The organism is Butyrivibrio sp. AE3006 (assembly GCF_000424165.1).
Lineage (GTDB): Bacteria > Bacillota > Clostridia > Lachnospirales > Lachnospiraceae > Butyrivibrio.
This window is the reverse complement of sequence record NZ_KE384144.1, coordinates 157,114-181,707: the sequence shown is the minus strand read 5'-3', so window position 1 is coordinate 181,707 and position 24,594 is coordinate 157,114. Positions and strand designations below refer to the sequence as shown.

General features: G+C 36.3%; 20 protein-coding genes. 1 reads left to right on the top strand and 19 read right to left on the bottom strand.

The window, feature by feature from the left end:
* Positions 1-49 precede the first annotated feature (49 nt).
* The 4 genes from G603_RS0116525 to G603_RS0116510 form a co-directional block, all read right to left on the bottom strand.
* Positions 50-1,111 (bottom strand): galactitol-1-phosphate 5-dehydrogenase, encoded by a 1,062-nt coding sequence (locus tag G603_RS0116525; RefSeq protein ID WP_026670922.1) that lies wholly within the window; start codon positions 1,109-1,111, stop codon positions 50-52.
* 70 nt (positions 1,112-1,181) lie between these two features.
* On the bottom strand, positions 1,182-1,904 hold the full coding sequence (locus G603_RS0116520; RefSeq protein ID WP_242834902.1) for an IspD/TarI family cytidylyltransferase: 723 nt from the start codon (positions 1,902-1,904) through the stop codon (positions 1,182-1,184).
* A 17-nt stretch (positions 1,905-1,921) separates the two neighbouring features.
* Positions 1,922-2,587, bottom strand: coding sequence for a ribulose-phosphate 3-epimerase (locus tag G603_RS0116515; protein WP_026670920.1), 666 nt, complete (start codon positions 2,585-2,587; stop codon positions 1,922-1,924).
* 165 nt (positions 2,588-2,752) lie between these two features.
* A complete protein-coding gene (locus tag G603_RS0116510) occupies positions 2,753-3,874 on the bottom strand; it encodes a DUF4422 domain-containing protein (RefSeq protein ID WP_026670919.1) in 1,122 nt (373 codons plus the stop codon).
* A 244-nt stretch (positions 3,875-4,118) separates the two neighbouring features.
* Between G603_RS0116510 and G603_RS0116505 the strand changes: the two genes are divergently transcribed.
* Entirely contained in the window at positions 4,119-5,039 is a 921-nt protein-coding gene (locus G603_RS0116505) for an Rpn family recombination-promoting nuclease/putative transposase (RefSeq protein WP_026670918.1), read from the top strand.
* Positions 5,040-5,110: 71 nt separating this feature from the next.
* Here G603_RS0116505 and G603_RS0116500 read toward each other — a convergent pair whose 3' ends face one another.
* The 15 genes from G603_RS0116500 to G603_RS0116430 form a co-directional block, all read right to left on the bottom strand.
* Positions 5,111-7,390 (bottom strand): glycosyltransferase, encoded by a 2,280-nt coding sequence (locus G603_RS0116500; protein WP_026670917.1) that lies wholly within the window; start codon positions 7,388-7,390, stop codon positions 5,111-5,113.
* Positions 7,391-7,429: 39 nt separating this feature from the next.
* Positions 7,430-8,605 (bottom strand): radical SAM protein, encoded by a 1,176-nt coding sequence (locus G603_RS0116495; RefSeq protein WP_026670916.1) that lies wholly within the window; start codon positions 8,603-8,605, stop codon positions 7,430-7,432.
* Positions 8,606-8,661: 56 nt separating this feature from the next.
* Complete coding sequence (locus G603_RS21755; RefSeq protein ID WP_051208031.1) at positions 8,662-10,554, bottom strand: adenylyltransferase/cytidyltransferase family protein; 1,893 nt, start codon at positions 10,552-10,554, stop codon at positions 8,662-8,664.
* A 36-nt stretch (positions 10,555-10,590) separates the two neighbouring features.
* Positions 10,591-11,712, bottom strand: a complete 1,122-nt coding sequence (locus G603_RS21750) for a glycosyltransferase family 32 protein (RefSeq protein ID WP_051208028.1) — start codon at positions 11,710-11,712, stop codon at positions 10,591-10,593.
* 26 nt (positions 11,713-11,738) lie between these two features.
* Positions 11,739-12,785: a glycosyltransferase family 4 protein gene (locus G603_RS0116480; protein ID WP_026670915.1), complete on the bottom strand. Its 1,047-nt coding sequence runs from the start codon at positions 12,783-12,785 to the stop codon at positions 11,739-11,741.
* 1 nt (position 12,786) lies between these two features.
* Positions 12,787-13,194 (bottom strand): hypothetical protein, encoded by a 408-nt coding sequence (locus G603_RS0116475; RefSeq protein WP_026670914.1) that lies wholly within the window; start codon positions 13,192-13,194, stop codon positions 12,787-12,789.
* A gap of 25 nt (positions 13,195-13,219) precedes the next feature.
* Positions 13,220-13,708 carry a hypothetical protein gene (locus G603_RS0116470; protein ID WP_026670913.1) on the bottom strand — a complete coding sequence of 163 codons (489 nt, stop codon included), beginning with the start codon at positions 13,706-13,708 and terminating at the stop codon, positions 13,220-13,222.
* 53 nt (positions 13,709-13,761) lie between these two features.
* Positions 13,762-14,925, bottom strand: coding sequence for a glycosyltransferase (locus G603_RS0116465; RefSeq protein WP_026670912.1), 1,164 nt, complete (start codon positions 14,923-14,925; stop codon positions 13,762-13,764).
* A gap of 36 nt (positions 14,926-14,961) precedes the next feature.
* The gene (locus tag G603_RS0116460) at positions 14,962-16,461 is read right to left on the bottom strand and encodes a glycosyltransferase (RefSeq protein WP_026670911.1); all 1,500 of its coding nucleotides are present in this window, start codon (positions 16,459-16,461) and stop codon (positions 14,962-14,964) included.
* Positions 16,462-16,474: 13 nt separating this feature from the next.
* Entirely contained in the window at positions 16,475-17,737 is a 1,263-nt protein-coding gene (locus G603_RS21745; RefSeq protein WP_051208025.1) for a glycosyltransferase family 2 protein, read from the bottom strand.
* 94 nt (positions 17,738-17,831) lie between these two features.
* Entirely contained in the window at positions 17,832-18,794 is a 963-nt protein-coding gene (locus G603_RS0116450) for a hypothetical protein (protein WP_051208022.1), read from the bottom strand.
* 265 nt (positions 18,795-19,059) lie between these two features.
* A complete protein-coding gene (locus G603_RS0116445) occupies positions 19,060-20,454 on the bottom strand; it encodes a glycosyltransferase family 2 protein (protein WP_026670909.1) in 1,395 nt (464 codons plus the stop codon).
* 72 nt (positions 20,455-20,526) lie between these two features.
* The gene (locus tag G603_RS21740) at positions 20,527-21,663 is read right to left on the bottom strand and encodes a glycosyltransferase family 2 protein (protein WP_081669963.1); all 1,137 of its coding nucleotides are present in this window, start codon (positions 21,661-21,663) and stop codon (positions 20,527-20,529) included.
* Positions 21,664-21,688: 25 nt separating this feature from the next.
* Positions 21,689-22,789 carry a non-hydrolyzing UDP-N-acetylglucosamine 2-epimerase gene (gene wecB / locus G603_RS0116435; protein WP_026670908.1) on the bottom strand — a complete coding sequence of 367 codons (1,101 nt, stop codon included), beginning with the start codon at positions 22,787-22,789 and terminating at the stop codon, positions 21,689-21,691.
* Positions 22,786-24,582, bottom strand: coding sequence for a methyltransferase domain-containing protein (locus G603_RS0116430; protein WP_081669962.1), 1,797 nt, complete (start codon positions 24,580-24,582; stop codon positions 22,786-22,788). Before G603_RS0116430 ends, wecB begins: the two co-directional genes overlap by 4 nt.
* Positions 24,583-24,594 lie beyond the last annotated feature (12 nt).

Below are 24,594 nucleotides of genomic sequence, written 5' to 3'. Positions count from 1 at the left end.
GCCAAATCTCTCGCAAGCCTGTATAACACTATTCCTATTAAGCCGGTTCTCAAAATACAGCCATAATCTTAATATAGGCTTCAGTCTTATCTCTCATAATCTCAAAACCGCTTTCAAGTTCCTCCAAACTAAATCTGTGCGTTATCAGCTTTTCCGGTCTTATCTTTCCGGTTTTTAACCTCTGAATCACATAATCCCAGTCATCTCCGGCTCTTCCAAGAAAAGTAGAATTCCAGGTTCCGGAAATCCTTAACTGTTTTCTAAGGATTCTCCAATATTCGTCCTTTTTAAGCATCATATCTCCATGAGGATTTCCGACAGTAACAACATTCCCACCAGGGCCCGCAGCAAGTATTGCCTGCCTATATGTATCATTAGAACCAACACATTCAAAAACATAAGCAGCACCGGAACCTGCTTTTTGAGATAACCATTTGGAAAAAGCTTCTTCTCCGCTCCCGGCATCAAAATAGTCTTCTTCGCTAATTCCCAGAGCCACCGCTGCTTCATGCTGAACACTTTTGTTACCAACAACTAAGACTTTTTTAACGCCTGCATCAAGAAGGAACATTGTTAGTAAAAGACCTATTGTGCCAAGCCCTATTACCAGAGCAGTTTTATCATTATCATCATTTGCAAAAATCCCGGCCTGCCTCATAGCGTGAACTGCCACCGCCATCGGTTCGAGCATAGCTGCACACTCGTATGAGACCTCATCCGGAATATTTACAAGATTACGAACCGGCACTTTAACATATTGCGCATAACCGCCATCGCACCTTGAACCTAAATAATTATAATTCTCGCACATCTCCGGATGACGATTCCGGCAGCACTCACATTTCCCGCAAGGAATAAGTGGAAAAACACCGACTCTTTTGCCTATATATAACGAATCGCTCTCATCCCCTACACTCTCAACAATTCCTGAAAACTCATGTCCCGGAATGATTGGATGATTATGCGCACCAGTCTTATATATTCTAGGGATATCAGACCCGCAGATACCCGAGGCCATAACTTTAACAAGCGCCCACCCTTTCTCGGGAACAGGCGCTTTAACTTCCTCATATCCTATATTTTGTATTCCACGAAGAACCCATGCTTTCAATTAAGGCTTCCTCCATAATCAAAATACTTACGCCAGACATAACGTAAAGCTTACAAAAATGCGGACTATTTCAATCTATCAGACGCTTAAAAGCATCAAGATCCTCTTGCGTAGTAATTTTAATATTCGACTTATCGCCGGGAATTATTGCTATATCCATCCCTGCCATAATAGCAGGCTGCGTTGACCCCTTTATTTCCAAAAGCTCTGCCTCAGATAATTTATTATTAGCATCATAATATTTCTCAAAGTCAAACAGTTCCGGAGCCTGACCTGCAAAAATCCTGGACCTGTCTAAAAGGCCCGAAATACTTTTACCATCATCACTCGAATATACCGTATCACTCATAGGGAGGGCCGGCATAACACCATCATGTCCTTGCAATGCATCAAAACAAGCATTTATTAACTCATCCGAAAGTAAAGGTCGAACAGCATCATGGATAAAAACTGTCTTTGCATCACTGCATTCCTTTTTTACTTTCTTCATACCATTAAGTATGGATTCCTGTCTATTACGCCCACGCAATGCGAAAAATGTTCTTTTTTCACATAAACTCGCACCGGATTTTTCTATCTTTCTAATCTGATCTTCTATTTCAGCCTGCCAATTTTCTTCAGCAACTATACACAGAAAATCAATATTTCTATTTCTTAGCAGGCTCTCGAGAGCATAAGTAATGACCCTTTTTCCACCTACCTCCAGGTATTGTTTCGGGATGTTGCCGCCAAGCCGCGTACCGATTCCCCCGGATAATAAAATTGCTATATTCATATCCTGCGATCTATTCATAGCCAGTGATCTGCCCTCTATTCGTTGATAAGACCTCTAATCTCTTTTAACAGTTCAGAGTATGGTCTGCCTTTTCCAAAAAGAAGATTTGTTCCAAGGACGAATCCCGTGACGCCTTTTGGCGCAAACTCCTGAACCTTATCTGCAGTGCACGAGCCATCCCAATAAACCTCGAATTTCATCTCATCTCTTAGCGGAAGAAGCTTTTCAAACTTCTCACCTACATAGGGCAGATACATCTGAGCCGCATTCCCGGGATTAACTGTCATAACAAGGACCTTGTCAACAATCCTTAGCATCTCATAAATGGTCTCCACACTGGTTCCCGGGTTTATTGCAATGCCCGGTATAAGACCTGCGTTTATGATTCTCTGAAGCGTCGTTGCAGGGTGGTACTCCGCCTCAGGGTGGATGTATATTGTATCTCCCTTATGAAGTGCTCTTGTAAAAAGGTCAATAGTGTTAAGCGGATGCTCAACCATAAGATGCACATCAAGTGGCTTTTTGGTCAACCCGCGAATTGCTCTTAGATCATTAAGAGACATTGCAAAATTATTCACATATCGACCATCCATAATATCGATATGAAATGAATCTATTCCTGCCTCATCAATTTCAGTAACTTCTTTCCTTAGATTGCTGTAATCAGCGCACATCATAGATGCCATAAAAATATGTTTCATCCAGCCTCCTGCTTACACATATTTCATGTGTCTAGTCTTAATATAATCATAACACAAAAGCCGATAATACCGTTAAGATATTATCGGCTTATTGTAAGCAAAACTTTAGCAGACAATCGTTTTCAGATTATGAAATTTTACCTTGCTACATCTCTCTAGAACTATTTATTTCAAAAAAACCTTATCAGCATATACAACCTTTATTTCATCACGCTTCCAGTAAAAATAAAATGTCATCAATCTCTCTGCAAGAAATCCCGGATAGCGATCCTGATATTTATCCCCAAAGATCCCGCATTTTTCCTGCACCTTAAACAGAACAGGAAAAAGCCACTCGCACATTTCATCGAACGCCTCTTTTTTCGCAATCAACATATTACACGGAGAATAAACGGCAGTACCTTCCAAGAATTCCCTTGCAGCATCAAGACATTCAGGATGAAGTGATTCCAAAGCCTCCATCATTGCAGCCCAGGTCTCTCCCAGATGGCGGGATGTGTAATTTTCCATAAGGCTTGGCCTTACCAAAAGCGGAACAGGAAGGATAACGTCAGCCTTCCCATCATCAAAGACTCTTCCAAAATCCTCAGGCAATATAAATCTTCGCCTGTAATGCTCAAGTCCTACAACCTTACGATCAGAATTTTTCCAAATCCAGTACATGGCTGTAAGCTCGCACATTTGCTTATTTTTATCAGAAATATTATCACCTGCATCGTCAAAAATGCTGCAGCTTATGATCGTCTGATCTGTTAGCGCTTTCCCAGCCTGAATGTAGGACTCGTATGGTCTTAGCGCAGGTTCGTTGTCGATCGGCGAATCATAGATTGATCTAACAACATATATGGTATTGTTTGATTTGCAGCTTTTATCCGGCTGCTCATTTATATGAGCTTCTGCAGGCCTTGGCTCCTTTAACTGGTCATCAAGCTTTACGAATACTCTGCCATGATCCTTATAATATTCCGGAATAAATCTGTTGCGAAGATCATTATCGAGTTCTATATCATAATAGTGTATTTCAGAAAAACCGATGCTCTTAAGCACCTCCTCAGCATGCGCGAAATTCACGCCTCTTGTACCTATGTAAGCATCCGCACTTGTATCTAAGTCATTTTCTCCGGCAGCATCTATCTTAAAAACAGGCACTCCCTCCACGGCTTCCGGATTATCTTCATCGTCATCATATAGGTATCCCAAAAGCTCCCAGTCAGGATACAATTTTTGCAAATATACACCCAAAGTCTGAGCCCTGGAATGTGCACCGAAAATATAGTATTTTTTCACGAAATTATGTCCTCTCATACGATGGTTAATTCAAGTTTGCTAAACTAAGTATATTTCTTAAGATTCTTAAGATTCATCCAATTTTCCTTAAGATTCTATTAATGTCATTCACATTTCATTTATCATCTGATATATTCGTTTCGGCAAATCAAAAATCTTTGATTTAGAAATTCGTTTGACTACTCCCAAACGCATAAATCCCATGTATTTTACGCACTACCACAATTACAAAGAAAGGTAAAAGATGTATAATAATCAATCCACAAAAACTTCAAACATTAATTTAGCAGATGCCACAGGGCCAATCGAATTCACACTTACAAGTGACATCGTTTTCCATTTCATTATGCAGCGTTCAGAAAAGGCTCTAATCGGTCTTGTTTCGGCTCTAAAAGGCATCAAGCCTTCCGATGTCAAAAAGATTTTCGTAAAAAATCCCATATCTATCGGGAATTTCTCAAAAGAAACCGTTCTGGATCTTCTGCTGACTCTAAACAACAATGAAACCATGAACATCGAGCTTCAGGTATATGAGGATAAATACTGGATCCCGCGGTCAATTCTCTATCTATGCAGAGCTTATGATAACCTAAAGGGTGGCGATAATTACTCGCTTCTTAAACCAACAACACATTACTGCATAACTGACCAGGAACTCTTACCAAATAACACCGAGTTTTATTCACATTATCTTTTGCTAAATACCAAAAATCATACTCCCTATACTGAAAAATTCGGCATAAACGTGTTACAATTAAATCATATAGAACTAGCAACACAGGAAGATATTTCTAATAATCTTGTGTACTGGGCTAAGTTATTTAAAGCAACTACTTGGGAGGAGTTTAAGGCTCTTGCCAAGGATAACCCAGTAATAGAGGAGGTAGTCACTATGATCCTTGAACTTAACACTGACGATGCTGCAAGAGAAATGCTCGAAGGCCAGCGCCGCTATAAGGAAATGCTCGCCACTCAGTATGTTGCCGGCTATACCGATGCCGAAGAAAAGCTTGGTCCAATTATTGCTGAAAAGGATGCTACTATTGCTGATAAGGACGCTGTCATTGCTGATAAGGATGCCGCTATTGCCGATAAAGATGCTGCTATTGCCGATATGGATGCTCTTATCCAAAAATACAAAGAGAAATTTGGTGATATAGAATAACACCCTTTATAGCTTTAATCACAGGCGCTCCACTTTAACAAAGTGGAGCGTTTCATTATATCACTCCCTTTTCACCATTTAACAACGCCGATTCCCATCCATTTATCAGGATACTCAGAAAAAACAGCATGCTCGTGATCAGCGGTTCTCTCCAAAACTTCATTCCACATTCGCACAGTGCCGCCATTCTCATGATCATACTCATGTGCATATACATCATGAAAAGCAGTTAAAACCTTTGCCTTCTGACCTACATTATTAAAGTCATTTATCGATGCATCATAGGAATGGTCCGCATCTATGAAAACAAAATCAAAAGACTCATTCTTGTAATCATCAGAGCTTGATGGTATACACTTTTGAAGCTGAGGTAAAAGCGCATAAAACCCGTCAAAATCATCTATCCTGTCGTATAGATCAATCATCTTATAAGTCAGATTTTTATTTTTCCTCGCAAGTACAGCACAGATAAAAAACGAACTGCGACCACGATATACTCCGATCTCCGCAGCAGTTTCTATTTTCAAATCAGAAATATAGTTACAAAAAGCTGCAAATTCTTCTGCAACCTGCTGAAGACCATAAACAAAGAAATTACAATTAGCAGCGTTGTGCATCCATTTGTTTGGAAAGCAAAACATACCATATCGTCTGACTCTCTCGATCATCCAATAAAAATCAGAAACCTGTTCGTCAGTTGCATTTAGAATCTCTTTTATTACTTCAAGCTGCACATCACCCACAAATCTCAGATAATTATTCGTATCCTTTTTATGCAAGGAAGTAAACTCATCCAAGCTGATAATTTTCTTAATGTAATTACATCCCGTCTCCTCTATTTGCTTAAGAGATTCTTCCAGCTTATCATTCTCTGCCGTAACAATTATCTTATCAAATTCATAATCACCAATATTCTCTCTACCAATCACATCAGTGGCTGATGCTTTATGAAAGTCTAAATCCTCCATCTCAAACTTCCCATAAGCGTCTTTACTATCACTGACAAAAGCCCGGATATCGCAAAAACTTGCAATCCATTTGTAGTACATAGCTGCACGCCTGCCTGTGCCGTAGATGATTACTCTCTCCTTAGATAAAAGTTCTGTCTTAGCATCAATATCAAGCTTCTTCATAAGCATAGAATAGTCATCGAAGCCGCAAAAACAATGAATCTTACCTTTATTAACCCCTTTGGATATAAGCGACTTTTCTATAGCCGATACAGCTCTGGTGTTAAATACCGCCACAATAACTTCATCGCTTTCTTCAAATTGGAAATCTTCAATTGATTCCACCGGATATCCCAATTTTCGATAATGATCATACCCTGCATCAATCCATGCTTTTACATGACATCTGTCTTTCACATAACCATAGACTGCTTTGCCAAGCTCACCTGCGCCATAAATAACTAGCTCATCGGGCAATTTATCAATAAATCCCAAAAGGCCTTCACTTCCAAGAATGACATTTGTTTTCTCGTAGCACCTAGTAAATAGCTGGTTCACCAGCAATCTATCAAGGGTAGTACAAAAAGCATCTGATGCACCTAATTCTTTACCTTTTTTCAATAAAAACTTATAAAGCCTTATTGCATTATCATACTCTGCATCCTCATCCCGGTTCCCACGCATCATTGAATCAGGATACTGGCAGTAATGATAAAATGCCTCCTTAACAATCACTATCTTCTCAGCTGTCAAAATGGCAGGAAAGCCTATAGCAACATCCTCTCCAACCTTAAGCTGCTCATCGCAGGAAAGGACATGCTCTTTAATTGCACTTATTTTCCAAAGCTTATTCCACAAATACGGCAATACCGCCATCGTGCAATAATCTTCTGCGCAAAACAGCTTGTCTTTAAGTTCTCTAAGTCGTTCGCCTTCATAGACTCCGGCTGCGAAGAAATTATGGATTTCACGATCAGTGCTTTCAGCATCTACAACATCTGATGAACCTATTTCCTGCTCACCAGAATCAACCCCTCCTACAACATGCAAAAAAGCACCACTAAAGACCGCATCTGCATCATTTGCATTTGCGACTTTGACTAGTTCCTCAACCATTAAAGAGTCAATATAATCATCACTATCCACAAACAATACGTATTCGCCACTAGCGCGTAGTATGCCCTGTTTGCGGGAGTATACAAGGCCGTGATTTTCCTGGCTTATAACACTGATTCTTCTGTCTTCATCTGCAATAGCATTTATTACATCCAATGTGTCATCAGTTGATCCATCGTTTATAACTATGACTTCAATATCCTCATACGTCTGGTCAAGAATACTTCGAAGACATCTACCTATATATTTTTCAGTGTTATATGCAGGTACTATTACGCTGACCACCTAAGCCTCCAGTTATAATATGCTTTCTAAACGAAAAGTTTATCCCATTGAAAATGTATCGCAGTATTTACACTTGCCGCAATACTGACGTCCCTTATAAAGTGCTTCTCTGACCTTCTTAAACTTCGTCCCATACCACACATCTGTGATGGACTCTGTCCTCAAGTCACCAAGCGTCCACTCGCCCAAAGCATCATTGCAGCACAGTGATACTTCTCCTGTCGAGCGAACGATCATCTGCCTGTAAGGCAAAAGACACCTGTCATCCGGATATTCACGGATCTCTTTTCTGTTTGGTGCATTACCACCACGGGAGGTCAATATTTCCTGTGGCTTCCTAAGTACAATAGTTACTTTTTTATTTAGTTCCAGTTCCGAATGAGTTTCACAATACTCTTTAATCTCACGAACAGGCTTAATTAGTTCAAGTTCCTGATTATAGTTATCTATTATCAGCTCATCAAGGACATCTACCAATTCTTTAAACAACTCCAGATTAAAGAGTGTACCGTTTGTGTACATATGTATCCTAGCCTTTGGAAGGTGCTCCCTGGCATATCTGTTGAATTCCACTATACGATCATCAAGAAGCGGTTCATTATTTGAAAAAGTGGTGAATCTGCCGGAATATTGCAAATCCTCCAACTGGCCAACTATTCTCTTAAATAAATCTTCTGACATAATGGCTTTTTCTCTGGGATCTGAATTCCTATTAACAGGGCAAAAACTACATATGCCATTACATCTGTTTATGGTTTCAACTTCCACATGATTGAATAACGATTCTGAATCATGAAGTCTTTCTACTGCTTTAAAAACCTCTGATCTTGCGAACTCCATCTTCTTTGAATCGGACCATTCCTGTTCCGTAATCGCCTCTGCATTTTGCTGATACGGATTCAACACGAGCTCATCTGTCTCATACATACCATGAACAGGATTTATGAAAAATGAGTATTCTTTGATGCCAAGCTCTTCTAACTGAGCTGCCATACTCTCAGCATAGAGACTTGCAATTACTACGTGATATTCCCTGCTTACAACAATCTCTGCCGCTCTCTTTGCAGATACAATTTCTTTTCCTTCATATTGAGAACCAATTTTATCTGCATCATTATCAATGAAATAATCTACAATGTCGCGCCCATATTGCTCTAACGCTTTCTTACCATAAAAACCGGCTCCAAAAATTATGATTCGTTTCTCATTACTCATATTACGAAAATCCTTTAAATATCGTTATCGAATATTTACTCTTCGGACGAAAGCTTTTACTCATTTCTTTCAGTACCGGAAATCTTACGAATAAATGCTTCCGGAATACGTACAAACGAACCGCCCCACAAAAGAAGCTGATTATAGGCAGCTTGTCTTGAAGTAGCCAGAATCACTTTATCCGTTCCTGCATTAAGTTTAGAAAAACCAATCACAGTATGTTCTTCACTTACCTTGGTTTCAGGAACATACTCATCATCTACCACAAAACCCTTTATTTTATTGTCCTGTAGATATTCCAAAAGGCTCTTACCCCATTTTCCTGCGCCAAATATGTATATATCATAATCATCATCTCTGCAAAACTGTTTCATCAACGTTTCTACTTTCAAATTATCAGCATTACACAATCTTGAAATCTCTATATATTGATCTTTATCCACTTGGCCTTCAGACGGCATCGATAAATCAGAAGACGAACCATATGATCTGACTGCATCAAGCACTATTTCTTTAGGCATAAGAGCCTCTAATTCCTCGAAACAGTTATCAAGAACTGCTCGCACCCTGGTGGCACTGACAATATTATCATTGCTTTTCACCCTCGGGATTTCTACAACTTCAATTCCATATTCAGGAAGCAGCTTCTTCATGGTCTCGTTATATTTTGATGTGACTTTATCAAAAGGCTCCTCTCCCACAAAACGAACAATTATATTAAAGTACTTGCAGACAACTTCACAAAATACCCGAAGATCATATTCCATATCCTCTACATAATCTACATCGTATTCTTTATCAAAGTATTGCTCGAATGTCTCTTTGGAAATGATAAAGCTGCCTGACTTGAGTACACATACTTTGTCAGCAAGATCCTTTAATCCTTCCCTTGCCATCCTCAATCTGTCATCAAAGCGGAACCGCGATTTATCCTCCTGAACGACAAATACATACAGGAAATCAACTCTTTTTAAAGCTTCCTCCACTAGATATCTATGCCCTTTCGTAAATGGATTACAATTCATCACAATCGCTCCGATATTACTGTTCTTGGGAATAGCCATCATATCTGCTGCGCGTTTTAAATACCTATAGCATCTATCTGCCTCTACCGGAATATAATAATCCTGCTTTGCTACTCTTTCTTCATCTGTTGAATACAAATTATCCGTATATTTCAAAATTGAATCAAATAGGATTTCAGCTACCTTTTTATTGATTACATAGTCATGATGCCAAAGACTATTGTATAAGTGATTCTGAAGATCAGGCGTTGAAGAAAACGCTTCTTTTACTGAAATAATATTAGGCATATCAGATTCATTGATATTCTCCACCATGGGCGACTGGCAAATAACAAGATCGCCTTTTCTCATTTTTTCAGCATTCAACGCTGAAAACTCATATACTCCCATATTTGAAGCTATTATTACCTCGTAATTGTCTCCATATCGATCATTTAGCTTTTCCTGAAGGTAAAAGCCTATTGTATGACTATTATCCTGATAAACACCAAAAATGTTGCAATTCCCAACGAGAAAAACCTTACTTACAGATTTCTTAGGTGCATTTGGCACAACTCTATGTCCATCAATGATCGTCACCAATTCTGTTTCTAAATCGTTGTATTTTAAAATTCCATTATTGCGTTGCCATCGTGCTCCTCTCCTGGCCTCAACCATTTCTTCAGCCAGTCCCGGTCGATACAAACTTCCATAAAACTTTTTCTGCTCCTCAATGGGCATGAAATCTTCACGTGAATCGGGTAACTCCAATTTCCATTCGAATGCTTTTCGTTGCTGAATATCCATTACCTCAGAAAGCCTAGGATATTTTATACAAATAAAATGAATGCCCTTCCTCTCATAATAATCTGCCATCTCAGATAATTGATTTTTTAAAAATTCAATATCATCGTCTTCCAGCATAGCCCATCGTAATAATGTCATGATCTACCCTCACGTTGAAATTAACATAATCAGACTCTAATCATATGTCACAGTGAAATACTTCTTAATCAACGGTTCCTTCGCTTCAGCTGATGCTTTTAAATTATGTCTGTCTTTATCATCCAACCAGCTTGCATTATGCCAATGAATACCCAATCGTGCATTATCAACAGAGCCATCCCCCGCATAACATGTTATATAATCATTTGAAAGAACCAGACAATCCCCCACTATCTGCGAATCATGATTCCTGTTAAATCCGTTCTTCAAAAAAATCGGATGCATCAGTTCCGGCTGCGGCGTATTATCAATACTCCCATCCGGTAAAACAAAGGTCCGATCATCATAGCTTTCAAGCATTTCTCGAATTAGCGCATTCCCTTTCGCAGCGCCAAACCCCGAACCAAGCTCCATCATTCCATCATCTTGTTTACAAAAGAATATGTCCGCAAATAAATAAGGATCAAGAGATGCTACCAGTTCCACGTCCATATCCAAATAGACTCCGCCTTGGTTATAAACACAGTCAAGTCGCGCATAATCTGAAACAAATGCCCATTTTTGATGTTCAAATGCTTCCAGCATATATCTATTCTTGGATATATCATAATTCTCAGTATTCCACTCAATAATTTCATAGTCAGGACAATACCTATACCAACTATCAATGCACTTCTTATATAGATCAGGTTTTTCAGCCTTGCCAAACCAAAATGAGTGTATACGTGCCGGAATACATTTGTCTTTCCTATCTTCAAAATATTTATTTACCGCAGTGTTATCAACTGAACTTTTACTAATTGTCATTAAATACAATGAATAACACTCTACGTCCTCTCCCAAATCCATTATTTGTAGTTGCTCACAGATAGCCTCATGATGCATAAGAGACGCAGTTATTAAAATCAAATATCCCGTCTCACTTGACAAGACATCAGGACTGTTTACATCTATCTCCCTGCCCATAATCTGAAATGAATGATTTTGTTTTTCTAAAGAGTTGTCTACAATGAACAATGTGTTATCAACTATCTCTTTTTTTACATCCGGAAAAATCCCACAGAAATATGGCCATGCTGAGGAAACACCAAATTGAATTATGTTTCTCTGGCCGATGGATTGAATAAATGATTCGTATGAACAGTTTATGAACTTCACTGATTTCCCCCTACAGTTTCACTTAATCACATTCTTAGTATTCTCTGATACTCTGCGACCATTTTGGACATACTATAATCTACTATTACCTTTTTCCTGTTTCCATGAATCAATTCAGAGTATTCGTCTGATGTCATATCTTTTAGCATGCGCAAACAACGCGAAATACCATCATTGTCAGCTACATCATATATGAATCTGCTATCAACAATACCCTGGACTGCTTCAATATTCATCGCAATAACTGGTCTCCCATACATATAGGATTCGAGAATTACATTAGGCGTTCCCTCGCACAAAGATGATAGCAAAACCACATCTGTTTCCTTGTAAAGATTACTCATTTCTTTCATATCGCCGCAAAATAATACTGAATCTTCAAGTGTATTATCCTCGATGAAATGCTTCATCCTAAGAAAATACGGCTTATCCTGTATCCGTCCTGCGAATGTCACTTTAAACGCATCATCATTTGTCTTTAAAAAACTAAGTACACGCATTTGATTTTTAATTCGATCAATTCTGGCAGGAACCAAGATATTTTTTATTACTTTATTTTCTTTTAACGGAAACATTTCATGTAAACCAATGCCATTATTAATAACTAATACTTGAACACTAAGCTTACTCTGCAACTTTTCAGCAGCGTATTCAGAATTACATGTTACAAATCTGCATTTTTTTAAAATATCTGAATAAGACGGACTATTTAAAACGACTGCACCATCATTCCTTTCAGAATAGATAACCTCAATATTAAAGCGCGTTAGAACATCAAAAAATCGCAAGTCCCTGGGAAAATAAATAAGACATCTTTTATAATTCGTATCCTCTGAAACATTTTCTAAATGCATTTGCATAGCAGCTTCGCTGTTTATTTCAAAGAAACGAATAACACCATTATCGAATACAGGTAGTTCATCTGAATAGTTTTCAAATCCATGCGTAATGATTACATCTGTCTTCAATTCACTCTCAAGCGCATGAGCAAGATAAGCCCTGAACTGAGTTTCAGCGCCTCCCCACCTGTATTCAGGCATAATAATCAGATCTCTGTTTTCTCCTCTTGCCATATCATGCACCACATATCACTGTTTCAAGTGATAATATAGGATAATTTACTTTATCCTCCATATCTGCTTTTATCGCATCGAAATAATGTATTGCTGTAACAACAATAGCATCTACATACGGTAGGTCACCATCAGGTTTCATAACATTTCGTTCGGTGTATACATGATCAGCCGCTTTGTCTATGATATATTTTACCTCCACGTCTGTTTCATCCAACTCATTTGCCAATGCTATCCCTAAATCAGCATACCCGTAAATTGCTATCGTTCGGATATTATTCTTCTTAAAATAATCAATTATCTTTCTTCCATCCTGATAATCCTGAAGCCACATGAGAAGGAGTTCAATATGCTCTTTATATTTTAAGTTTTCTTCTTTTAAAACTTTTATCTCATTTTCAAAAGTCATACGACCTCCACTATAAGCGCTATGGCTATGCCTCCCACACTATTTCTTCAAGTGAAAGAATTGGGCAATCAAGTTTTTTCGACATATCATTCTTTATTTCGTAATAAAAATGTACTGCCGTTACAACAACAGCATCAACAGGTTCTAGTTTCTCATCCGGCTTATATACATCCGCAGCAACATAGATATTGTCAGCATCTCTATCAATAGTGTAGGCAACTTCTATTTCACTATCTTTTAATTCATCCAATAGTGCTACTCCAAGCTCCTTCATCCCATAAATAGCTATCCTCTTATATCCGTGCTTTTTCAGATATGAAGTCACACTTCGACCGTCTTGATGAACCTTTAACCATCGCAGTAATATCTTATAGAACTCATAGAACTTCCGGTTCATATCAACCGCTTTATCAATGGATTTGGTTTTCATTCTACCCAAAGATAATTCGTCAACCGCAATACCACATACAGCACCAATTATAAAGAGAAATAATAGCTTAACTATACGTGTCATTCATTCCCCCGCATATTCACTCGTAACTCAATAATTTGTTGTCTTAAAACACGTCAAATGCCTATAAGTTGCTCCCACATTTTCATCACTTTTTCTTCACTATAGTATTCTGCCCTTTTTAACGATGCTTCATGATATCGTTTATATAAACCATCGTTATCAATAATATTAAGCATAGCTTCTCCAAGTAAAATTTCCTCCGGCTCTAATTCCGATGATCTCGGAGCTTTCCCCTTAATATAAGGTGTCAGAATACCATAATCACAATACTGAATACCCGAACTATTCATTGTTTTGCCCACAATTTCTCCGCAACCGCCGGGTGAATCTGTGGTAATTACAGGCGCTCCATAAGTCATAGCTTCAACCATAACATTAGGAAATCCTTCTGCCATTGATGCCATTACCAGAGCTCTTGCACCTGAATAGTAATTTCCCATATTGTTGCAAAACCCCATAAAAAACACAGAGTCGTCTATCCCAAGTTTCTGAGCTATATACTTCAAATAATCAAGATTACTCCCCGTGCCCAAAACATAGAGTTTTACTTCCTTATTCCTTTTTCGAACATATGAAAATGCTCTAAGTATTCTGTCGTGTTGCTTTACCCCGACAAGCCGCCCGACGCAGAGAATGCTGTTTCCTGATATGCGAGAGCCCGAATCAACATTCTTATCTACACCGTACACTGTATTAGGTATCACTACCAGTTTGGATTCTTTTACACAATAGTCTTTAACTAAATCCGCTTTAATATACTCGCTTACAGCAACGACTGTATCAGCTCTTTCGCACACTTTTCTAATATTTTTATGATCATATAAAGTGCCATGATAATCGCTTCTTGCTGACAAAGTAGTATGAATCGTCAGTATAACCCTGTCATTACATTTAGAAGCAACATTGAGAAAATTACACATTTCCATAAATGAAATTGAAATATCGATGCCATATTGCTTCTTATACTTCTTAAGCTTCTGCCCACACTGAAATATTATATATGAATCTTTGTACTTATCAGATCCAAATCCTGCGAGTTTTCTTCCTAGACCGGTATCTACTATTTCCCCTGAAACCTCATATACATCTGTTCTTGATTTATTTAACAGAAAATAATAAACATTTACCCCTTGCTTCAAGAGATGATTACCCAGATATTGCGCAACGCGTTCAGCACCACCGCCATTAAGATTATCTATAATAATAGCAACGTTCATACAATTTACCCAAAGCTTATAACAACCTCTTTTTAACTATTTGCAGCAGTTTTTGTAAGCACTATTATCTATAAATTCTGTATTAGGATAAAAAATCTTACATTTTGATTCTTCTAACAGCTCTGTCACTTCCTTTAAATATTGGATACCAACCCCAACTATAACCGTCACATCCGGATCATCAATCATTGATTTATCATATTCAAGGATAGGTATCCCGTCTATTTCTTTTTCATCCCCCAGCTTTGTTACAATAAATCCATCTATTCCATATAAATCATCAAAATACTTATATATCTTATGCGCTATCTCTCCAGCGCCATATACAAATCGCTTTGTGGTTGCCTGCATCAAATCTACTTCTATTTCTCTGACTGTCTTTGCCTCTTTATTTATTGGAGTATTCTCTATAACATCAATCCATTTGTTTGTAATACTGTCGATGCTATAATTCTCCATATATTTTCGCTGCTCATGAACAATAGCTTGAACTTTATCCGGATTATCATCTATCCAGTTCATGGCATCTACTAATCTAACATCTGTAAAATCTTCTTTCGGATTGCCAAGTAAAATACCCCTTTTTCCAACAACAAAGTCACCAAGATATTTACTATAATCAACTTCATCATTCAACAATTCACGCGGACCGGAGAAACAATCTGTACTGATAATCGGTACCCCAAGAGCCATTGCCTCTATTAGAACATTGGGCAATCCTTCATATCGGCTTGTCAAAATAAAAGCCTTTGCTCCTTTTACAAGATTAAATGGATTATTTCGATAAGGTAATATCCGAACGAATTGCCTAAGTCCCAATTCTTGAATCTGCCTTGATAAATCTTCATACTTCTCGCCGGAACCGACTATCAGCAATTTTACCTCCGGCTTGCTTTCATGATAAACATAAAATTGTTTTATTAGTGTTTCCTGATTCTTCTGACTATATAGCCTTCCAACATTAATGAAATAATCTGAACCGCCAAGATAATCTATAATCTCGTCTTCCAGTGGCATATTAGCTTTTTTTCGGATATCCTCAATATCTACATAATTATAAATTGTTGATACAAGCTCGGACGGAACTGCGTAATCCTTTACAAGCTCCTGCCCAACTCCAGCAGAGCACGCAACTATATGATCTGCTGCTGGATAATACTGCTTTGCTCTATGCTTCTCAACATAGCTTATTCCATCTGAGTGACTTAAAGTGTTACGCTCAGAGATAATAATTTTATCCTGCTCACGAGCAATCAAATTATAATAATTCATTAAATCTAAAAAGCTTATAGAAATATCGATCCGGTATTTAATCTTTATTACACGAAGAATTTCTGGCTTAGACATATTTCTATAATCAGCTACATCACTGAAAAGAACTAATCTCCCGCCATAATCATAGGTAACTTTATCTTCACATAAAACAACCACATATACTTCATACAAATCTGCAAGTCGAATTGATAATAACCCTGCTATTCTCTCCGCTCCGCCACCACTCAATGTAGGGCATATGATAGCTATTCGCTTTTTCATCTACCACCCCATTCTATACAGAATATCTGGAAATCAAGTCTTCAAAATCCATATCAAAACATTTATATTTTCTAAATCCGTATTTATTCAATTCGTTAACAATGCCATCTCTGAACTTTTCAGAAACAGCAATGATTACATATGCATCAAGATTTTGTATATACTCTTTAATTTCTCTTACTTTTACCTTATCAATATAGTCCGGATTACCTTTTTTTTCAGTGACCGCTATCCCCAAAATATTATCATCTACGTATTCACTAATAATTTTCAGGCACTGTTTTGCATAATTGCCTGCACCATATATTATGCATTTATTAATAACTGCTACACTCTTTAATTCTTCTCGTAATCTTAGGCCACTGTCTATATATTCCAATATATTATTCGGTCTGTTCAAGTACTCTCGCCATTCAGGCTTAGATATCAGATTCTCAATCTCATATATAGCCCGCCTTGCTTCTTCATCCTCGTATAATCTCTTATTTACAATAACTGAAAAAAGTCTATCTTCTATGATACCCGTTATAGTATGCTGATATAGATATTGCATATCGAGCTGCTGTAAATGAGCTATTGCATCTCTATATCCATATAGTTTATCTTTCCATAAATATACCGAGTAATCCGATGATTTATGATTAACTCTAACTACATATACATCTCTATCTAATTCATAAATTTTCTTAGCGCTTACTATGGCATCAATAACAAATATAACATCATCATATCTTTTGCATTTTGAATATTTTATATCATTCTTTTTCAATAATTCTAAGCTATACAAATATCTCGTATGTCCATACGCAGATCCATATTCATAAGAGTTGATAAAACCATTTTGGGTATGATTATCATCCATATCTCCGGCTTTATAACGATATTTCTCAACGCCATTATCTATGGTCTTTATATTTCCTCCGCACATAAGTGCATTCTCTCGAACTGCAACATTATATAAATCCTCTAAGCATGTATTATCTGGATAATAATCATCCGCATCCATATATGCCACAAATGAACCATGGACTAATTCAAGTGCATTGTTTCTGGCAGGCCCGGCTCCTTGATTCTCCTGATATTGATAGACAATATTCGTATATTTATTCTGATACTCACTGATTATTTTGGAGGAACCGTCTGTCGAACCATCATCAATGATGAGCAATTCAATTTTTTCAAATATGCTCTGACTAACAATGCTATCTAAACATTGCTTTAAGTATTCGTCAGCATTATATGTAGCTATTATTATCGAAATCCAAGGTTTACTCATTACTATTTGGTTCCCTTTTAGTATTTATACAAAAATCCACTGTAAAACATGTCATTACCATACTTCACAGTGGATTTCAAATTATAGCGATCAATCATTTTGCAAATCGTTCATAATACTCTTTTGCTTTTTCAGGAGATATATCAAAATTATAGATAAGTTTCTCTATAATTTTTTCTTCCGGAACTTTATCATCAATCTTATCTTTGATATATATTTTTATTCCTTGCTCCAGACCTTGATGATATATTCTAAACTCGGGTAAATCCAAAACTTTTCCGCCCATCACATCACCTACTTTCCTCTGAACGTTCTGACGTTTCTTTGTCAGCTTGTAAGCGACCCTATACGTTAATTTAATAATAGCACTACAAGATAATGGCGACAAGTTTCCACTATCCACTTCTGATAAGAGCTTATCAAACATTTCGCGATAAAAGGCCATCAGTTTTTCTATCTTTGCTTCATCCTCATTTATTATTTCAAGCTGTTTTTCGTAATTGAAAATATAGAAAGGAATCAGCATATAGAGCTTCTTATCAAAAATCTCATCAATGGTATAGTCCGCCACCTGCATGATTGGTATAGGATAAGACTTTACATTCCCATCCGGAAGCTCTATTTCTATGATTGCATCTGATGGTGCCTTTGAAGATCTTCTTAAAAGCAAAAGTCCTGTGTTAGGAAATCTAACGCGAAAACGCTCCATGTCGCTCTTTCCTTCATCCTTGGCGATTTGAGCATCATATTCAAAAATTCTAACAAGAATGGTACCATCGTATTTTTTGCTCTCACACTCAAGATGATATTTTTTCTTGATACTTGAAGCGATAATCTCAAAATGAGAATCTGTTATTCTCCTGTCACTTGAGCCATCCTCATGTTCCACGAAGTGCTCATTTCGAAGCCTGTGTATCACTGCAGTTTTGTCATAATGTTCCCCAAACATGTGATTGATAAAAGGAATTATCAGATCATCACATTCGCTCTCCATTGTTCTGAAAGCATCATCATATGCTGTGTCAGAATATATAGAATTATCTTCTTTTTCGTTCAATAATTTAACCTCCAATGCGTAGATTTTGTGATTTCTCCATACATTGGCGAGAAAAAAGATTAACAACAGACTAACAAAAGCATATCATTACACTAAATCTCTAATTGGGAATATTTGACGAAACGTCATACACCGTGCATGGAAAAAGCACAGATGTAAGGATAGCATCTTATTATCCATTTGTAAAGTATGAATTTTTCAAGGTACATTTATTGATTAAGTATTTTTCTCAAACACCCTGCAAAAATCCGATTACAATTCCATATCATTCCCATGCAATCATCCTGGAGGCTCTAAAAAAAGTTTTTCTATATGAAGATGCTACATGTAGTATATTAACATCACTACTAGTCATTTTTACTTCTTTAGCAATATCTTCCGCTACTGGATAATCTGCAGTAATTAGTATCAAATCATATATATCAAAATCAGCCGGCCACTTTATTATTTCCCCTCGATAGTTATGTCCATGCTTTTCATTATCCATATATGTTATTTCTGCCTGAATCATAATATCCAACTTAGATAAAACAAACCACAAATCATCCGTTCGTTTCCCGATACCAAATATTGCAATCTTTACTCCTCTATCAAATAGTAATGTTTTAATTGCTTCATATTTACAAATTTCCTTAGTAAAAAGAGAATATTTTTTTACACATCTACCCCATTTATATCCAGGTAAAATAGATTTATCATTCAATGCTTTTTCCAAAGCTAGTACTTTATAGCATATTTCATCATTTAATTGTGAATCATTAACATTATTACGTTCAATAATATCGGTCGCATTATCAAACACATTCCTTATAGCATTAGCATAAAACTTATCTTCAAATATGTTTTTTTGTTTTACTCTTTCTGAATAACGAACTATCAACTCCAGCCAATCCAGAACATACAGTGCCCATTTTTCTCCACTTCTTGATATATTATCCCACATAAAGCTTTCTATGAATCCTAGACACTTAATATGACTGTCATAATGTAACAACGTATATTCACTTGTTGTAATGCTTCCCTCCCTATATCTTCTACGATATAATTTAAGTGGTAAATAATATACGCTCCTCACACTTTGCATAAACGCAAATGTAAAATAATTATCTTCGTAATATATTCCTTCAGGAAATTGGATTTCACACTCTTTTATAACACTAGTTGAATACAGTGTCATACATGAGGATGCGACATATGCTTCAGGGTAACAATAATCAAAAAAGCTCTTGCCATCATGCATACCTTCTTCAATCATGTTCTTTCTATCATATGGATTGGGGGGCGTAATATTGCGCCCAATTATATCTGCATCAAAATATACTGCATCACAATTAAATTCACTAATTATTTTATGTAATTGAACTAAAGAATTCTCCGCCAAATAATCATCTGCATCCAAAAAAAGCAAGTAATCCGCATTAGCAACCTCCATTCCTATGTTTCTAGCTGCAGATAGTCCCTTATTCTCCTGCGTAAGAATAGATATCTTATGACACCTTTTTTTATATTTCTCGCAAATATCAATAGTTCGATCAGTTGATCCGTCATTAACTATTATTATTTCTTTTATGTATTCCGATTGACACACTACGCTATCCAGACATTCTGAAATCCACTTATCTACATTATATGCAGGAATAATAATTGAGATATCACCCATAGAATCTGCTCCTATACAAATTAAGATTATAGTAGATTGATCAACTTATAGCTCTGTTATTACACCCTTTTATTAATTAAAAAGTATCTCGTTAGAAAATGGATAAATCGAGGTGCTAATTATTTCTTTTTTAACCCCCATATCTATCAATGAATTAATAATAGGTCCACCATCCTTTACCGTTACAATTATCAATCTTATTTTATTAATATCCAACATATCTGGCGTTATTACCTCAACGCCATAATACTCTCTTCCCTTTAATTGTCCATTACTATCACAAATATATTCTGGTTTTAGTCCATACATTTTCCAATATGCCAATGATTTTTGTCCAATTACCCCGCACCCCCAAAAGATGACTCCTGATATTTTTACTACTTCATCTCCTCTATTTACTCTCAAAGCATAATCAGGATCCATATTTAATAATGTTTCCATCATATCATCTTTCATAGTCTCATCTACTCTATTAACCATTTGATCAAATAGCAGAAATTGAAGATTATACTTTAACGCAATTTTATATAGATAAAAAAAATGTTTCTCCAATACTTTATACGTCTGCTGATTAACAAGCGCTTTCTTTGTTTCAGATAAAGATTGTAAATGCCGTCTATAACTATATAATACTTCTGAAATCTTTTTGGGGTGACCATATTTTGATATTCTTATCCAGTAATCATAGTCCTCCGCCAAAAACAAATCTTCATCATATAATCCAACTTTATTGGCAACATCTCTTCTATATAAAAAACATGCCCCAAAAACATTTCCGTGTACCATATATTGAGCGTCTTGATTATCACTTTCCCTTATAAAACACCCCGTTTCATCGATATTCCTATAATTTGCATAAACCATACTTAGATTTTTATCCGAATCTAATTCATGAACCATTCTTTCGATTGCAAAATGATCATATAAATTATCATCAGAAGTCCATGTAAAATACTCTCCATTCGCGTGACGAAACCCTTCATTCAGCGAAAACGGTAGTTTCTTATTCATTTCATTTTTATAAACTTTGATTCTCCCGTCAATTTGTTCGTACTTTTTTTCTATATAGTACGAATCATCTTCAGAGCAGTCATCTACAATTATCAATTCCCAATCTTTATAACTCTGCTCTATAATACTTGTAATAGACTCATCTAAATACTTTTCGCCATTATATACAGGTAGCACAATAGAAACCATTCTACTCATTTTCCCCTTTAATGCTTTATATGAACTATTTGATTCTATTCAATACTGTATCAACAATACGCTTTGAAGCATTTCCATCCCCATATGGATTCTTTGCTATACTCATCTTATGATATTCATCCTTATTTTCGAGCAAACATTTAATCGATGAATATATGTTTTTTTCATCCGTGCCGACTAGTTTTAGGGAACCCGACTGTATTCCCTCTGGTCGTTCTGTTACATCTCGAATTACCAAAACCGGCTTACCTATTGCTGGCGCTTCCTCTTGTATTCCACCACTATCCGTCAAAACCAAAAACGAATGTGCTATATAATTATGGAAACTAACAACATCCATCGGTCTTATCAATCTTATTTTATCAACATTACCTAATACCTTTTCAGCCGTTTCTTGAACTAATGGGTTCAGATGAACAGGGAAAATACATTTAACATCTTCATACTCTTCCACAATTCTTTTTACCGCTAAAAATATACGTTTCATTGGTTCGCCCAAATTTTCTCTCCTATGTGCCGTCAAAAGTACTAGTCTACTATCGCTAGCCCATAACAAATTTTCATCCATATAATCTGGCTTAACAGTCATCCCCATAGCATCTATTATTGTATTTCCAGTCACAGTTATTTTGTCCTCAGGAATCCCTTCACCAATTAAATTCCTCCTTGCATTCTCGGTCGGCGCAAAAAGAATTTCCGCCATCATATCTATTGATTTTCTATTAAATTCTTCCGGAAATGGTTGTTTTATATCATAGGTTCTTAAGCCTGCTTCAACATGGCCAATAGGAATTTTTCTGTAGAAGCAAGCCAAAGCAGTTGCATAAGCTGTAGTAGTGTCACCATGAACTAACACTAAATCTGGTGACACTTTGTCTAATATCTTATCAATCCCTTCTATAACACATTGCGTAACTGACAATAATGTTTGATTATCCTTCATAATATTCAAGTCATAATCAGCACAAATATCAAAAATATCTAGTACTGAATCAAGCATTTCTCTATGCTGACCAGTAACACACAATATGTTACTTATATCACTATTTCTTTGCATTTCTCTTATAACTGGACACATCTTTATTGCTTCTGGTCGTGTTCCAAATACAGTTAATATTTTTATCATCTATTTACCGTACCAATCCATGCACAAAACAATCCATCCATCTTATTTTTTTCGTATTTTACATTTTTATACACACTAACAGTTGAACAATACTTGGCAATAATGTTTTTTAATTCTTCTACATCAAACCACTGTTCCCAATCGTCTACTTCCAATCTTCCCTGACACTCTATATTCTTGTCTATTATTATTATCTTCCCACCTTTATGCGTCACTCTTGCCATCTCAGATATTGCGCTTTCAATATCTATCGCATGCTCAAGGACTTCACACGAATAGGTAAAATCAAACACATCATTTTCAAATGGAATATTTGTTATGCTACCTTGCCTAAGCATAGTTTTTTTGTCATCTATAAAACTCAAAATTTTTTCTGATATATCTACGCCCGCATAGGTATTATTAGGTAAATCAACCTTTAGATTATTTAAATATCGCCCCTTTCCACATCCAACATCTAAAATTGCATGTTTTTCCTCTCCTAATTTCTTTAACTCGTCAAAAATAATCTTATATCTCCCATCTTCTCGGTCTATATCAGTTAAAAAATCGTCGCAAATTAAATCAAACTCAGTCATTTTTTTATAATATAATGCATCCAAAAAAAACTTTATCGTCCAACTTATCTCACTATTTGGGAAATAAAAATTATCCTCTGCATTGTTAGCGTCATATAAATAGCTTCCGTACCACCCACTATTAGCATTTTGCAATCCACAAGCATATTCAAATGCTTTATTTCCTCTTGAAATATTTCCTAATCGAAACCATATAAGAGCGAGCTGAAATAATCCAACAGAGCATACCCAACTTACATTATTAAGCCCAGGTACTGCCCCATCTTCTTTTTGAAAACTCTCTATATTGTCCATGGCTAGTTCAGCCATTTCGATTTCATCTAAATCAATCAAGCCCTCAATTACATAAGCATAAAAATGCGATAATAGGCTAAAATTTATAATTTCATCGTAATAGTTAGATTTGTAATAATCCAAGATATTTTTCGCTGCTTCTATATACTGTGGTTTCATAAATATATTTCCAGCCTCTATTAATGGTGACAAACAATATAGATGAATCACCTCATCGCAAACACCTACTCTACTTCCCCACGAAGCTTTACTTGGTGTAATTAGTCTTCCCTGTTCATTCATGCAAGATAAAATCCAGTTGCAACCTTTTATAATGGCTTCATCTACACTCGGTAGAATCATTCTTATTGCTAACAATCCCTTTATTATCTGCGCACTGTCAAAAATATATGGATCCTTATCATCAGAGTCAAACCATGAACCATCCTCTTTTTGGATCGTTATTAACCATTTTGCATATGAAACAGCGGTTTCCCTATACCCCCACCTTAATAAAGTAGGTATATAATAACCAGTTACCTCTGGATAACTTTTTCTATTTATGTTTGAAACAGATATTCCTTCTCCAATATTTGAATTATTCTTAATCCAGCGAATAGCATTTTTATATATTGATAAAAAATCTTGCTTGGATTCTCTATTTTTCTTAGCAACCTCTTTTTGCAAATCGGCATAAGATATAAAACTAATTCCATCCTGTAATAATTGTTTAGATATTTTTTCCATACTATCATTTGATGTAGTGATAATTATTCTTTTTCTCAAAATATTTTTTTTTGCTTCACTATATTTATATATAACTATTCCATCTTCAGATATGCCTTCTTTGAAATTATCAACAAAAAAATCAACATTATCTTTACCCAAATACTGTACTGCTTTATGGCCATATTCCCCTGCACCAAATAATACATATTTCATAATATTTCTCTT

What these genes read in the sequence shown, in the direction of transcription:
- G603_RS0116480 (WP_026670915.1), bottom strand. Translation starts at nt 12,785, where the DNA reads ATGGCAAGAGGAGAAAACAGAGATCTGATTATTATGCCTGAATACAGG.
- wecB (WP_026670908.1), bottom strand. Translation starts at nt 22,789, where the DNA reads ATGATAAAAATATTAACTGTATTTGGAACACGACCAGAAGCAATAAAG.
- G603_RS0116430 (WP_081669962.1), bottom strand. Translation starts at nt 24,582, where the DNA reads ATGAAATATGTATTATTTGGTGCAGGGGAATATGGCCATAAAGCAGTA.
- G603_RS0116495 (WP_026670916.1), bottom strand. Translation starts at nt 8,605, where the DNA reads ATGAGTAATGAGAAACGAATCATAATTTTTGGAGCCGGTTTTTATGGT.
- G603_RS0116520 (WP_242834902.1), bottom strand. Translation starts at nt 1,904, where the DNA reads ATGAATAGATCGCAGGATATGAATATAGCAATTTTATTATCCGGGGGA.
- G603_RS0116465 (WP_026670912.1), bottom strand. Translation starts at nt 14,925, where the DNA reads ATGAACGTTGCTATTATTATAGATAATCTTAATGGCGGTGGTGCTGAA.
- G603_RS21745 (WP_051208025.1), bottom strand. Translation starts at nt 17,737, where the DNA reads ATGAGTAAACCTTGGATTTCGATAATAATAGCTACATATAATGCTGAC.
- G603_RS0116460 (WP_026670911.1), bottom strand. Translation starts at nt 16,461, where the DNA reads ATGAAAAAGCGAATAGCTATCATATGCCCTACATTGAGTGGTGGCGGA.
- G603_RS21755 (WP_051208031.1), bottom strand. Translation starts at nt 10,554, where the DNA reads ATGACATTATTACGATGGGCTATGCTGGAAGACGATGATATTGAATTT.
- G603_RS0116445 (WP_026670909.1), bottom strand. Translation starts at nt 20,454, where the DNA reads ATGGGTGATATCTCAATTATTATTCCTGCATATAATGTAGATAAGTGG.
- G603_RS0116515 (WP_026670920.1), bottom strand. Translation starts at nt 2,587, where the DNA reads ATGAAACATATTTTTATGGCATCTATGATGTGCGCTGATTACAGCAAT.
- G603_RS21740 (WP_081669963.1), bottom strand. Translation starts at nt 21,663, where the DNA reads ATGAGTAGAATGGTTTCTATTGTGCTACCTGTATATAATGGCGAAAAG.
- G603_RS0116505 (WP_026670918.1), top strand. Translation starts at nt 4,119, where the DNA reads ATGTATAATAATCAATCCACAAAAACTTCAAACATTAATTTAGCAGAT.
- G603_RS0116470 (WP_026670913.1), bottom strand. Translation starts at nt 13,708, where the DNA reads ATGACACGTATAGTTAAGCTATTATTTCTCTTTATAATTGGTGCTGTA.
- G603_RS0116475 (WP_026670914.1), bottom strand. Translation starts at nt 13,194, where the DNA reads ATGACTTTTGAAAATGAGATAAAAGTTTTAAAAGAAGAAAACTTAAAA.